The following is a 13240-nucleotide window of genomic DNA, read 5'->3' as shown; positions in this document are numbered from 1 at the left end:
GCCATAAAAAACCGGCCAAAAAAGCCGGTTCTTCTCAGGTAAGAAAACGAAACTACTCAGCAGTCGGCGCCTTGGACACACCCACCATGGCCGGGCGCAATAAGCGGCCGTTCAGCTCGTAGCCTTTTTGCATCACAAAGGTAACGGTGTTGGGCGCCACATCGGCGGTTTCCATCATCGACATGGCCTGGTGCTGCTCCGGGTTAAACGGCTGGCCTTGTGGATCCAGTTGCTGCACGCCGAATTTTTCCACGGTGTCGAGGAAGCTTTTCAGTGTCAGTTCCACCCCTTCGGCCACCGAGTTCATGGTGTCGTTGTCTTTGTCGATAAAACCAAGCGCACGCTCCAGGTTATCTACCACTGGCAGCAAATCGTTGGCAAACTTTTCCAGCGCAAACTTATGGGCTTTTTCCACATCCTGACTGGCACGGCGGCGGGTGTTTTCTGCTTCGGCTTTAATCCGCAACATTGCATCCTGCTGATCGGCGACCTGCTTCCGCAGTTGGGCAATTTCTGCTTCCAGTTTGTCGATCACACTTTGCTCGGAGGACACCTCTACCGTATCTTGCTCTGCCTGCTCCGGGCTGCTCTGGACCTGCACTTCTTCTTCCGGGGTCTGGGGGGCTTGTTGCTCAGTCATTCACTCAATCTCCAAAAATACCTGCTTCTTGGCTTAGCCAAAGGTCTGGTTGCTATATGGGGATGGATTTTACGGATTCAAGTTTAAATTTAACTGCCGGCTGCAGGCTTCAATCAATGGCACAAATTGCCCATACGGCATGCGTCTTGGGCCCAGCAGCGCAATAAAACGATGCGGACTTTGCTGATAGCGCTGCACGATAAGACTGACACTGGCCAGCTCGGCAAACCCAGTTTCTTTTCCCAGCACCAACTTGACATGATCATCGCAGCTGAGTGTTTGCAGAAAGCGTACCAAACCAGCCGGATTTTCCAGCATGGAAAATACCTGCTGCAGCGCCGGATTGCGCTGATACTCTGGTGACAGCAGCAACTGATGCTGGCCATAGATCAGCGGCTGATGCTGCTGCATTTCATCCAGGCCCAATTGGCCGAGCACCCGGCTGACCAGTTGCTGCAAAGCCCCCTGCTCGCGCTGCGCCATAATTTCCAGCCGTGACATGCCTTCTTGCCACTGCACACCGGATAAAGCCGCATTCAGCAAGCACAGGCCCTGGCTTAAGGTGGCGTTATCCACCTGGCTTTTGTGATGCAATACCCGGTGCAAAATATCCCCATCTTCATCGATCACCACCAACAGCAGACTATCGGCGGCCAGCCTGACCAAATCAACCTGCCGAATAATCCGCTCACCGGCCTTGGGTGGGCTGATAATGGCGACGCAACCGGTTAAGTTGGTCAGCAGCTGGCCGGCACGCTGGCACAGTAAAGACACTGGCAGCTCCAGCGGCAATTGCTTTTGCACCTGCTGCAGCCAGCGCATGGGCAGTGGCTGCAGTTGCAGCATGCGATTGAAAAACTCACGAATGCCCTGAGTGGTGGGAATACGGCCAGCCGAAGTGTGTGGAGAGCGGATCAGGCCGGATTGCTCCAGCTGCACCATGGTATTGCGCACGGTGGCCGGGCTGACGTCCAGACCTTCCTGGGCAGCAATAAACTTCGAGGACACCGGCTGGCCATCGGCCAGGTACTGCTCCACGATCATTTTTAAAATTACATCGGCGCGTGCAAGACGGGCATTCATAATCACTACCTGTGGTTGGTTCTGCTTAATCTGGGGGCTGTTGTGTCAAAAACAAGTCAGCGCTAAAAACAAGTCAGCGGTTGTGACGGCTTTATTTCCGGGTATACTGACCATAAGAACCCGCAGCAACAAAGAATGCCATGACCTCCGCATTTCAAACCATTGGCCTGATTGGCAAACCAAACCACGAAGGCGCCAACCAAACGCTGGTGGCCCTGCACCGTTTTCTGGAAGCCCGGGGCCTGACAGTCTATCTGGAACAAAAAGTAGCCCGCACACTGGAGCTGACTGAAGCCAGGGTGCTGGATTTGGTCGATATCGGCAAACGCTGCGATCTGGCCATAGTGGTAGGTGGTGATGGCAATATGCTGGGTGCTGCCCGGGTCTTGGCCCGCTCCGATATCGCGGTGCTTGGTGTCAACCGCGGTAACCTGGGCTTTTTAACCGATCTGTCGCCTGAGGGCTTCGAACAGCCACTGAGCGAAGTGCTGGCCGGCAATTTCAAAACCGAGCTGCGCAATTTACTGGAAATTTCGGTGCACCGCCACGGCACCATTAAAAGCAGCAACAGTGCAGTGAATGAAGCCGTACTGCACGCCGATAAAGTGGCGCATATGATTGAGTTTGAAGCCTACATCAACGACGAGTTTGTGTTTAGCCAGCGCTCAGATGGTTTGATTATCAGCACGCCAACCGGCTCCACCGCTTACTCTTTATCCGGCGGTGGCCCGATCCTGACACCGGATCTGGATGCGATGACGCTGGTGCCAATGTTCCCACACACCTTAAGCAGCCGTCCTTTGGTGGTGGCCGGGAACAGTGAAATTCAGTTAAAAGTGGCCGACAGCAACGATGCCCATCTGCAGATCAGCTGCGACAGCCATGTGATCCTGGCTGTCATGCCAGGCGATGATATTTTTATCCGCAAACACCCGCGGCCACTCAGGCTGATCCACCCACCAGGCTACAGCTACTACCATGTACTAAGAAATAAACTTGGTTGGGGTAGCCGGCTGTATTAAAGCGCAGTTGAGCTGCGGCCACTAGCCCCGCAGCTAACCTAAGCAAAAAATCAGCAGTGTGCTCTTGCAAAATGCCAGATTACTGTATAGATTTACACTGTCTATTTAAACAGTAAACTAGCCTTGCGAGGTGCCCTATGCTGTCCCATCTTCATATCAGTAATTTTGCCATCGTTCGTGCACTGGAGCTGGACTGGCAGCAGGGCATGACCAGCATTACCGGCGAAACCGGTGCCGGCAAGTCGATTGCACTGGACGCCTTAGCACTTTGTTTGGGGGAGCGGGCGGAAGCTTCAATGGTTCGCCCTGGTGCCGATAAAGCCGATATCGTCGCCAGCTTTGATGTCAGTCAGTTGCCAGCTGCTCAGCAATGGCTGGAGCAGCAAGATCTGGCCATGGGCCAGGAGTGCATTATTCGCCGGGTGATCAGCAGCGAAGGCCGTTCCCGCGGCTACATCAATGGCGTACAGGTACCGGCGCAGCAACTGAAGGCCCTGGGCCAGCATCTGCTAAGCATTCATGGCCAACATGCCCATCAGTTGCTGTTAAAGTCGGATTATCAGCGCCAGTTGCTGGATGCCTTTGCCAACCACGACAGCAGCCTGCAGCAGACCAAACAGCATTGGCAGCAGTGGCAGCAACTCAAGCGCGAACAGCAGCAATTGCAGCAAGCCTGTCAGCAGCGCGAAGCACAGCAGCAGTTGCTGGAATATCAGGTGGCCGAACTCGATCAGTTTGCACCGGGTGAGCAGGAATTTACCGAACTGGAAGCAGAGCACAACCGGCTGAGCCATGGACAGCAGTTACTGTGTGACAGTCAGAGTGCGTTGGCCCAGCTGTACGACAGCGATGACACTACCATTTATCAGGCCCTGAGCAGCACCTGCCAGCAGTTGGAACAGCTGGCCGGGCTGGATAACAGTTTAGCGCCGGTGCAACAAATGCTGGCCGAGGCCTTGGTGCAGGTTGAAGAAGCCAGCCGCGAGCTTCGGCATTACAGCGAAAAGCTGGAGCTGGATCCAGAACGGTTGCAACTGGTGGACGAGCGAATGAGCCAGTGGCTGCAACTGAGCCGTAAACATCAAATCAGCGAACACGAACTGTACCAGCAGCATCAGGAACTGAGTGAGCAATTGCAGGCGCTGAGTCGCGATGATGCCCGGCTGGATGAACTGGCCCTGCAGCTGCAACAAGCCGAACACGACTACCAGCAAAGCGCAGCCAAACTGACGGAACAGCGCCAGGGCGCCGCCGAAAAACTCAGTGCGCTGATCAGCCAAAGCATGCATGAACTGAGCATGCACAATGGCCAGTTCCAGATTGAAGTTAGCCCGCAATCACTGGATAAAGCCAGTGCCCTGGGGCTGGATAAAATCGAATTTTTGGTCTGTACCAACCCAGGCCAGCCGCTGCAACCGCTGCACAAGGTGGCATCCGGCGGCGAGTTATCCCGCATTAGCCTTGCAGTGCAGGTGATTCTGGCCGATCAAATCACTACCCCAACCCTTATCTTTGATGAGGTCGATGTGGGGATCAGTGGTCCGGTGGCAGCCGGTGTTGGCCGCTTGTTGCGTCAGCTCGGCGAGCGCTGCCAGGTGATCTGCATTACCCACCTGCCGCAAGTTGCCAGTCAGGGCCATCAGCAACTGTTTGTGGAAAAGTACACCGATGGCATTGCCACCGAAACCCGTATTCGTAACCTGAGTGACGAAGAGCGGGTCAGTGAGATTGCGCGCCTGCTGGCCGGCGAGAACATCAGCGCCAGTGCACTGGCCAATGCCCGTGAACTTTTATGCGCACCTTAAGTCTGAGGCTGTACGCTATTGGCCGCTTCAGGTATGATAGGAAGCATGATACGGACAAAACGATGAAAAGCATGAATGTAGTAGCAAAATGGCTGATTATCCTCAGCAGCGTAATCACGCTAACTGCTTGCAGCAGCTGGATTTACCGGATTGATATTCCACAGGGCAATTACATGGAGCAGCGCGACATTGATAAGTTGCGGGTGCAAATGAGTAAAGAGCAGGTACGCTTTGTACTTGGCAACCCAGTGGCGCAAAACAGCTTCGATGACAATGTCTGGCATTACTATTACGCCATCCAGTACGGCAATGGCAATAAAATGGAACGGGCTTTGGTGGTTCATTTCGACGAAGGTCGTCTGAGTAAAGTTGAAGGTGATTTTGAGCTTTCCGAAGAGTTTAATACGCCGCTGGACAACTAAAGCACGGCTGCACGCTCTTTATTATAAGAAACCGGCTAAATGCCGGTTTTTTTATTGCCTGCGTAAGCAGTTAAAAGCAGGGGCTACTCAGATTCACTGTCCTTGGCTGTTTTCAGCGGCCTGCCACCAGTCACCTGATTGGCCCGCCCTTCCTGCTTAGCTTTTTCTGCCCGTTTGCGACGCAGCTCTTTTGGATCAGCGATTAAAGGTCGGTACAATTCGATGCGATCCCCTGCTTTTAACGGGTCGCTAAGCTTAACCGCCCGGCTCCAGATCCCAACCTTCTGCGTTGCCAGCTCCAGCTCCGGGTAAAGCTCCAAAATACCAGACAAGCGGATTGCTTGTTCGACACTGGCCTCTGCCGGTACGGTCACCGTTAACAAGGATTGTTTCTGCGGTAAGGCATAAGCTACTTCAATGGTGATGCTATCAGACATTCGGGGCTCCATACACCTGTTTTGCCCGCTCGGTAAAGGCATTGACCATGGCTGCAGTCAGCTCTTTAAAAATTTTACCAAAAGCCAGTTCCACCAAACGACTGCTAAACTCAAACTCCAGTTTCAGTTCAACTTTGCAGGCATTGCTTTGCAGCTCGGTAAAGGTCCAGCCACCCTGCAGCTTTTTAAAAGGGCCATTCACCAGGCTCATCCCAATACGATGGGGTGCTTCCAACTGATTCAAAGTGGTAAAGGATTTGCCCAAGCCTGCTTTGCCAAGTTCGAGCTCGGCTTCCATTTGCGCCTCGCTTTGGCGTAAAATCCTGGCAGCTTTGCAACCGGGCAGAAACTCAGGGTAGCGGCTGACATCATTCACCAGCTCAAACATCTGCTGCGCACTGTAAAACACCAGGGCACTGCGCTCTATCTGCGGCATAGGCTCTCCTCGAACAACAAGGGGCAGATTGTAACAGAAAAGTTCGCGCCAACAAGGCTCAGCCCATAGCAAAGCAAGCGTTCGATCCCGTATACTAGGCAGCTATGACAAAAAAGAAACCGAAAACTCAAAGCAGTACCATCGCGCTGAATAAAAAAGCCCGCCATGAATATTTCCTTGAAGACAAGTTCGAGGCCGGCATCAGTTTGCAGGGATGGGAAGTCAAAAGCATCCGCCAGGGCAAAGTCAACCTGTCGGACTCTTACGTTATCATCAAACAAGGCGAAGCCTATTTGTTTGGCGCGCAAATTCAGCCGCTAAACAGTGCTTCCAGCCATGTGCTTTGCGATCCGGAGCGCAGCCGCAAACTGCTGCTGAAAAAACGCGAACTGGCCAAGCTGATAGGCTTGACCGAGCGCGATGGCTATACGCTTGTGGCCACCGCCATGTACTGGAAAGCCTGTTGGGTCAAAGTCGAATTCCACCTGGCTAAAGGCAAGAAGCACTTTGATAAACGCTCCGACTTAAAAGACAAAGACTGGGCGCGGGAAAAAGAGCGGATGATGAAGCATACTCATCGTTAATTTCGCTTTGGGCTTGAAACTTTGACCGCAAGCCCCCATCTAAGCAGTAACGGGCCGAAAAGACCCGCGATATACCGGCACTATCTCTTGTACAGCTTGCTACAAGCCCGTACAATGCCGGACACACGCTGAGTGGGCGTAATCACTACCGAATTCGGGGCTGATTCTGGATTCGACGGGATTCACGAACTCTTAGGTGCATGCCGAGGTGCGGTAGGCCTCGTAAAAAAACCGCAAACCAATAGTCGCAAACGACGAAAACTACGCAATCGCTGCCTAATAAGCAGTAGATAGCTCTCCCGCTCTTGCATGCCTGTAAGCAGAGGTAACGGGGGATCACCCTAAACAGGATCGCGTGGCGGCTTCGCCTGGAGCCAAGACGTTAAAACCAATCAGGCTCGCCCGACGATAGCCTGCCATTCGGCGCTCATAGGGTTAACTAAATGAATTGGCTAAGCATGTAGTACCGAGGATGTAGGTTTTTCGGACGGGGGTTCAACTCCCCCCAGCTCCACCAACTAGCAGATTTAGGCAAACTTACACGTCCTAAATCATACTAAAAAACACCACTAACCCACTGTAAAAGGTGGGTTTTTTATTACCTATCACTCCGCAAGCGTATTTTCAGCGCTATTTTTGTACACATGAAGCTCATTCCTAGTGTAACATTGTTAGTAACACGCACACATAGAACCAACATAGCGTGTTACACCTAGGAGCGAGATATGGCAACTAACAAGCTGACAGCCAAACAGGTCGAACACGCTAAACCAAGTAGCAAGGTATATACCCTTGGTGATGGTGAAGGCCTAATTCTTAGGGTTAAACCGACTGGAATTAGGACGTGGGTATTCAACTACACCAAGCCAATTGAAAAGACGAGATCCAATCTGACAATAGGTAACTACCCAAGCGTTTCATTGGAAGATGCCAGAAGGAAAGCAGAGGAGTTCCGAAGGCTAATTGAAGCAGGCAAAGACCCTTATTTTGAGCAGCAGCAAACCGAGCTTGCCGAACGAGTCAAAGCAGCGCAAACATTAAGGGCAGTTGCTAAGAGCTGGCATGAGAAAAAAGCAAAAACTGTCTCAGATGATTACGCTTTGGATATTTCGAGATCACTTGAACTACACATCCTACCTAAATTAGGTGACTACCCTATTTCATCAATCACAGCACCTATGGCAATAGAAGCTATCAGACCGCTTGAGGTAAAAGGTAACTTGGAAACTATCAGGCGCTTATGTCAAAGGCTTAATGAGATAATGACCTTTGCCACCAATACTGGCTTGGCTCCACATAATCCACTGGCTGGCATAGCCGTGGCGTTTGATAAGCCAAAGGCTAAGAACCAACTAACCATTGATCCGCAAGAACTACCAGATTTAATGCGAACACTTCAAAGGGCAAGCATCAAGTTTCAAACACGCTGCCTAATCGAGTTCCAGCTACACACCATGTTACGGCCAGCAGAAGCGGCAACAGTGAAGTGGGAGCAGATTGATCTTTATGGCAAGGTAATGACTGTAGGCGTTAAAACCGTTGGGCGCGGCAAAGACGAGCAGCGACAACATCAAGTGCCGTTATCAATCCAAGTGGTTAATCTTCTCTTAGAAATGAAGAAGGTCACAGGCCATTGTGAGTATGTGTTTACTGGTGATAGAGATAAGTCGGTGCACACCAACACACAGACGGCAAACATGGCATTAAAGCGCATGGGCTATAAAGGAAAATTGGTATCACATGGATTAAGGTCGGTGGCTTCTACCTACTTGAATGACCAGGGCCATGATCCTGACTTGATTGAAGTGGCACTGTCACACGTTGACAAGAACAGTGTTAGAAGAGCGTACAACAGGGCGCAGTACCTTGAGCGTAGAAGGCCACTTATGCAAGCATGGTCGGATTACATTGAGCAGTGCGCCACAGGCAGCGTAGGCATCGCAAGCAGCAACGTAACACCATTTAGCAGAGCAGCAGAGGGGTAAGCATGAGTGATAACGACAGCAGCCTGACACAGCAAGAGCAGCAGGCCTATTTGACGGCATTGAAAACCAAGCAGGCAACACAGGAGAGTAGCAGCGCATTTCGCAAGCTACTGAGCCAAGCAGAACAAAAGGCCAGCCAAGTAGATGAAGTAAATGCAACACAGGGCTCAACCAAGCAGAGTGAGGGATAGTCAATGGATAACAACAAGATCGATGAGCTATTAAATCAAGCAGGCCTAATATGCGACACAGCCAAGAGCACAGCCGTAGCATTAGGACTTGAGAGCACTATAGAGCAGCTCACAACAAGAACAATGGAGCAGGCTATCTACGGCTTACAAATGCAGTTTGAAAGCCTTGGCGAGATACTAGTTAAACTTGGCAATGAGATAAGCCAGGGCAAAGCATAACAGAATCACCCTACCCACCTGGCTGATTGCGCTTAGTAGTCAGCCTATCATTCCAACTTGGTTATTCATTATTAATGGTATTGGCAGTTGTCTAGGGGCAGGAAAAGCGTCTAGTTCGTCTAGTCGTCTAGTTTGTTAGGTAAGCAACTGATTTAAAATGGTTTTTGAACTAGATGCTATTTTATCGCTTGTCTAGTCTGTCTAGTCGACTGTTAAATCAATGACTACGCTAAGGCCATGCCCTAACCATCTCGCTGTGAGGGTCAGAAGATCAGGTGATTTGCTGGCGCTCAGGGCTAGTTTGACTGAAAAAGTAGAGTGCTACACGCCACTTGTCTAAGACACTGATGCACATAGCTTTATTGGATAGTTTAAAAAAAGTGGTTGACGGATTAAATCAGATTCGCTTATCCTAGACCCAAGATTGGAGTTGTGCTATCTAACGACTCCACTATCAAGCAGGCTGCCCTTTGTGGGTGGCCTTTTTTGTTTCTGCTTCACAACACCATAACCATTACAACAGGCTGCCTTCGGGCGGCCTTTTTTATTAGCTAAATACAACCAACTGCTCCGATCAGTTAATACAAAGTCTGCGGTCAGTCCTTCGACTGTGAGACAGATTGAGACACTATGAAACAGTTTGGTACACAATTGAGTCATATTTAGAGCAAAATTGAATAAATATTGCACTGGATATAACCAAACTGCATTTCACAGGACGAATTGAGGCGAATATCTTTGCGGTAAATGAGCTGGCAAGGCCGATATTAAACCAACTACGAGGTGATTTATGAAATTTCTGAAAATCGAAGATGTACTGGCGCAAGTACCGATCTGTCGCACCCTTTGGTACAAACTAATCAAAGAGGGTATCGCACCGCCACCAATCAAGTTTGGGGAGCGCTCAGCAGCCTGGACACAGGAGGACATTGATCGCTTTATCGAGGACAGAATCAGACTGCGTGACGCAGCCTAGCTAGCAGCTAATACACCAGGCCGCCAACTGCGCGGCTTTTTTATTGCTTAAAGAAAAGTAAGAGGTACTTCAATATGAGTCATAAGTTATTGGATTTAAATGAAACAAAGCAGGCTTCGGGCTTTTCTCGCCCCCATATTTACAAGCTGATCTCGCTTGGTCAATTCCCAAAACCCATTGCGCTAGGTCGTCGCTCATTCTGGATTGAAGCAGAGATCAATCAATGGATCAAAGAGCGCATTGATGAGCGCAACAGCAGGTTGGCAGCGGAGTAACGGGCAAAAAAAAGGGAGCAACACGCCCCCGAAGTCTCACACATACGAGGACATTATACCATGAGCAAAATTAGTAACCATACAACTGAGCTAATGGCTGAAATGTCAGCCAACGGGATCACGCCAGCTCACACATTGGATTTAACCAGCGGCCTGCTTTGTCGCTTTGACATAGAGGGCGATAAGCCTGGTAGCAAATGCGGCTGGATTATCTACTACGCGAACTCGGATGATTCTATTGTCGCTGTTTACGGAAGCTGGAAAACGTCAGAGCAACTTGTGTATAGCAGCGGTGGTAGCGGCAGCAGAATGTCGGATGAAGCAGTGGCCGCAATCAAGCGAGCCAGAGAGCAAGCAGCGCAGGAACGGGAGCAGCTTATTGCGAAAGGCACTGCCAAGGCGCTGTTCGTATGGAATAATTCAAAACCAGCGGTAGAACATCCCTACCTAACGCGCAAGAAGATCAAAGCACATCATGCGCGAGTGAACTCCACGGGCGTGCTTGTGATTCCTATACGCGACATCGGCGGCCAGCTCATTAGCCTTCAATACATATGCGAAAGCTTCGGAAAACGGTTCGCCAAAGACGCACGAACACATGGCGGTTTCTGCCCGTTTGGATTGGCGTCAGACAGTGACACTATTCTAATCGCAGAGGGTTTTGCTACAGCAGCCACACTTCACGAAGCCACAGAACTACCCGTAGTGGCGGCACTATCGGCCAGCAACATGTTGCCGGTCGCCCTGCTTATCCACAACAAGTACCCACGAAAGCAATTCATTGTTTGTGCTGATAACGATGCGCTAGCAAAAGAGAATGTCGGGCTCGAAAAGGCAAAGGCCGCAGCACTGTCTATTGGCGCTGAGGTGGTTTATCCCGTTTTCGATAATGACGAGATCGGTACTGACTTCAATGATCTGGCTTTATTGCGTGGCAATCAGGCCGTAAAGGCAATGATATTGGGAGCAATTGAATAATGGCATCAGTAGCAAAAATAACACCAAAAGACCCAATTCCAGCACCACTTACAGCGAATCATGAAGCACAATCGCCCTACCCTGTGGATGCCTTGGGCAATGTTTTAGCGCCAGCAGTAAGAGCCTTAGCAGAGGGCGTACAAGTACCCGTATCGCTAGCAGCACAAAGCGTACTGAGTGCAGCAGCTTTCGCAGCGCAACCGCATGGCGATGTTGTTGTCAGCGGAAGGCGAGTTCCAATTAGCTTATTCATGCTGTCGGTAGCAGAATCAGGCGACAGAAAGTCTGCAGTTGATAAGTTCGCTACAGCACCAGCGAGAGAGCGCCAGGATAGATTACGCGAGGACTACCGGGAACAAAGGCAATGGTTCGAGAATGAGAAGCTGGCGCATGATGCGTTATATAAGCAGGCTGAAAACGGCAGCAAAAACGCCAGCAAAGAAGATTTAACCAACGCACTCAATCAACTAGGCTTGCCACCTGAGCCACCTAAGATCCCACAGATACTTTCCACCGATCCAACTGTGGAAGGCCTGATCAAAGGGTTTGCCAAGGGCTGGAAGTCGCAAGGCCTATACAATGATGAAGGCGGATCCTTTTTTGGTGGTGGGGCTATGGCGGACAGCAAGCTCAAAACAATAGCGCTGCTTAGTCAGTTCTGGGGTGGTGAGCAAATAAATCGGACGCGTGCTAGTGAGGGCGAATCATTAACGATCAATAATCCCAGGCTATCTGCTCATCTGATGATACAGCCAATCGTGGCTAACAAGGTGCTGAATGACCCTGAAATGCTGGGTCAAGGTTTCTTGGCTCGCTTCCTGATTGCCGCACCTGAGAGCTTAGCAGGCACTCGCTTCTACAAGGATGTTGACCTATCAATCAATACCGATATTAAGCGCTTTCAATCAAGGCTCACAGACCTATTTGAACTGGAGCAGCCAGAGGATGAGTACGGCAACTTAGCGCCAAGGGAGCTACATCTAAGCAGTGACGCGCATGCAGAGTACACAGAAACGTATAACGAAATCGAGAAAGAGATAGGCAGGTTTGGCAGCTTCCGCGACATCAAAGCAACAGGCAGTAAAGCAGCAGAACAGGCGCTAAGAATAGCTGGCGTACTGGCACTGATTGAGAACCCTCATGCTACTGTCATAAGTGGCGAGGTTATGACGCGAGCTTGCGAATTGTCAGCGTGGTATCTGTTTGAAGTGTTGCGCTTAACAAACAAGGTGGAAGAAACAGAGGAACAGAAGCTAGGGCGCAAACTGGTAAGGAAGATGATCGAAGCTGGCTGGAACGCAATCTATCCACCTAGGGCAACACAATTCATACGCGGCATAGAAAACGCACAGGACGCTAAGAGGGTCATTGAGAATCTTGAGGAACGTGGCTGGTTGATAAAGCTGCCGAATAATACAGAGATTGACGGGGTAAAGCGCAAGCAATCTTGGAGACTTAATCACAACGCCACACTTGAGAGGCTTGGCTAATGGGCGCGATTGCTAGGGCAATGGCAGCAAGACAGGTCGCAACGGAAGTGACCTATCAGCCAGTAACAGAACCAACGCAAGCCAAGGAAGTGGCAATAGGTCGCGAGAATAGTCAGAAGAATAGACAGAATAGACAGAGCGACAAAAGGTCGTCTACTCAAAAAATCACACAAGTCACTGATATTAAAGGATTTAACCAAAAAAGTAGACAAATAGACGGAATAGACGGGGGGCGAGGAGTAGACAAAGTAAAAGCAGCTAATGACGGGCTTGAAGTAAACCAGATTGACACCACCTCTGGATTGAATGAAGCCGACAAGGTTAAGCCAACTGGTAATGTGATAATCAGGGAAGTGAATGGTATCAATATCCCAATGCCGGAGCATTACAGTGACGGCAGCAACCTGGCCTTTTGGAAAGCTCCAGCGTCAGAGATGGCAGCAAAGCAGGAGAGGTATAGTGATGCTGACTGGATCCAATCAATGCTATTGAAGCTGCCAGCCAGCAAGCGTACTCAGGTGAGCAGGGAATACTCAGCACGTTACAAAGCGATCTATGACGCAGAGCCAGACGACAACAAAAAAGCCAATAAGGCGGCATTGACAGCAAACAGTTGGTTAAGAAGCAAAATGAATCACACCGGGTTTGTCGGAGGCTAATTTTCTTGAGAGAATTAGTCCATGAACAAAAGAACAAC

At 50.4% G+C, this 13240-nt stretch carries 16 protein-coding genes and 1 other RNA gene; 13 read left to right on the top strand and 4 right to left on the bottom strand.

Features of this window, described 5'->3' with window-relative positions; translation table 11 throughout:
* Positions 1-52 precede the first annotated feature (52 nt).
* Together grpE and hrcA are read right to left on the bottom strand one after the other, a co-directional pair.
* The gene (gene grpE / locus QWY20_RS01910; protein ID WP_330127350.1) at positions 53-640 is read right to left on the bottom strand and encodes a nucleotide exchange factor GrpE; all 588 of its coding nucleotides are present in this window, start codon (positions 638-640) and stop codon (positions 53-55) included.
* Between the two features lie 69 nt (positions 641-709).
* Entirely contained in the window at positions 710-1723 is a 1014-nt protein-coding gene (gene hrcA / locus QWY20_RS01905; protein WP_330127349.1) for a heat-inducible transcriptional repressor HrcA, read from the bottom strand.
* 140 nt (positions 1724-1863) lie between these two features.
* On the opposite strand from hrcA, the gene nadK reads away from it, so the two are divergent.
* The 3 genes from nadK (at position 1864) to QWY20_RS01890 (ending at position 4972) form a co-directional block, all read left to right on the top strand.
* A complete protein-coding gene (nadK, locus tag QWY20_RS01900; RefSeq protein WP_330127348.1) occupies positions 1864-2745 on the top strand; it encodes an NAD(+) kinase in 882 nt (293 codons plus the stop codon).
* Between the two features lie 137 nt (positions 2746-2882).
* Positions 2883-4550 (top strand): DNA repair protein RecN, encoded by a 1668-nt coding sequence (gene recN / locus QWY20_RS01895; protein WP_330127347.1) that lies wholly within the window; start codon positions 2883-2885, stop codon positions 4548-4550.
* A 71-nt stretch (positions 4551-4621) separates the two neighbouring features.
* Entirely contained in the window at positions 4622-4972 is a 351-nt protein-coding gene (locus QWY20_RS01890; RefSeq protein WP_407935391.1) for an outer membrane protein assembly factor BamE, read from the top strand.
* An 83-nt stretch (positions 4973-5055) separates the two neighbouring features.
* On the opposite strand, the gene QWY20_RS01885 is transcribed toward QWY20_RS01890, so the two are convergent.
* Positions 5056-5409, bottom strand: coding sequence for an RnfH family protein (locus QWY20_RS01885; RefSeq protein ID WP_330127345.1), 354 nt, complete (start codon positions 5407-5409; stop codon positions 5056-5058).
* Positions 5402-5845 carry a type II toxin-antitoxin system RatA family toxin gene (locus QWY20_RS01880; RefSeq protein WP_330127344.1) on the bottom strand — a complete coding sequence of 148 codons (444 nt, stop codon included), beginning with the start codon at positions 5843-5845 and terminating at the stop codon, positions 5402-5404. The genes QWY20_RS01885 and QWY20_RS01880 overlap by 8 nt, the downstream gene beginning before the upstream one ends.
* Positions 5846-5949: 104 nt before the next feature.
* Here QWY20_RS01880 and smpB point away from each other — a divergent pair, with 104 nt between their 5' ends.
* The 10 genes from smpB to QWY20_RS01830 all read left to right on the top strand — a co-directional run bounded on the left by smpB (position 5950) and on the right by QWY20_RS01830 (position 13202).
* A complete protein-coding gene (gene smpB, locus QWY20_RS01875) occupies positions 5950-6429 on the top strand; it encodes an SsrA-binding protein SmpB (RefSeq protein WP_330127343.1) in 480 nt (159 codons plus the stop codon).
* 156 nt (positions 6430-6585) lie between these two features.
* Positions 6586-6946, top strand: a transfer-messenger RNA (tmRNA) gene (gene ssrA / locus QWY20_RS01870).
* Positions 6947-7154: 208 nt separating this feature from the next.
* Positions 7155-8414, top strand: coding sequence for a tyrosine-type recombinase/integrase (locus QWY20_RS01865; RefSeq protein ID WP_330127342.1), 1260 nt, complete (start codon positions 7155-7157; stop codon positions 8412-8414).
* A gap of 2 nt (positions 8415-8416) precedes the next feature.
* Positions 8417-8605 (top strand): hypothetical protein, encoded by a 189-nt coding sequence (locus QWY20_RS01860; protein WP_330127341.1) that lies wholly within the window; start codon positions 8417-8419, stop codon positions 8603-8605.
* A gap of 3 nt (positions 8606-8608) precedes the next feature.
* Positions 8609-8824, top strand: a complete 216-nt coding sequence (locus tag QWY20_RS01855) for a hypothetical protein (RefSeq protein ID WP_330127340.1) — start codon at positions 8609-8611, stop codon at positions 8822-8824.
* Between the two features lie 790 nt (positions 8825-9614).
* Complete coding sequence (locus tag QWY20_RS01850; RefSeq protein WP_330127339.1) at positions 9615-9800, top strand: helix-turn-helix transcriptional regulator; 186 nt, start codon at positions 9615-9617, stop codon at positions 9798-9800.
* 74 nt (positions 9801-9874) lie between these two features.
* Positions 9875-10075: a helix-turn-helix transcriptional regulator gene (locus QWY20_RS01845; protein ID WP_330127338.1), complete on the top strand. Its 201-nt coding sequence runs from the start codon at positions 9875-9877 to the stop codon at positions 10073-10075.
* Between the two features lie 60 nt (positions 10076-10135).
* Positions 10136-11053, top strand: coding sequence for a toprim domain-containing protein (locus QWY20_RS01840; RefSeq protein WP_330127337.1), 918 nt, complete (start codon positions 10136-10138; stop codon positions 11051-11053).
* On the top strand, positions 11053-12543 hold the full coding sequence (locus QWY20_RS01835; protein ID WP_330127336.1) for a YfjI family protein: 1491 nt from the start codon (positions 11053-11055) through the stop codon (positions 12541-12543). The genes QWY20_RS01840 and QWY20_RS01835 overlap by 1 nt, the downstream gene beginning before the upstream one ends.
* Positions 12543-13202 (top strand): hypothetical protein, encoded by a 660-nt coding sequence (locus tag QWY20_RS01830; RefSeq protein WP_330127335.1) that lies wholly within the window; start codon positions 12543-12545, stop codon positions 13200-13202. Before QWY20_RS01835 ends, QWY20_RS01830 begins: the two co-directional genes overlap by 1 nt.
* Positions 13203-13240 lie beyond the last annotated feature (38 nt).

Origin of the sequence: Alkalimonas cellulosilytica, assembly GCF_036325985.1 — a bacterium.
GTDB lineage: Bacteria > Pseudomonadota > Gammaproteobacteria > Enterobacterales > Alteromonadaceae > Alkalimonas > Alkalimonas cellulosilytica.
This window is presented reverse-complemented; position numbering and strand designations above follow the sequence as displayed.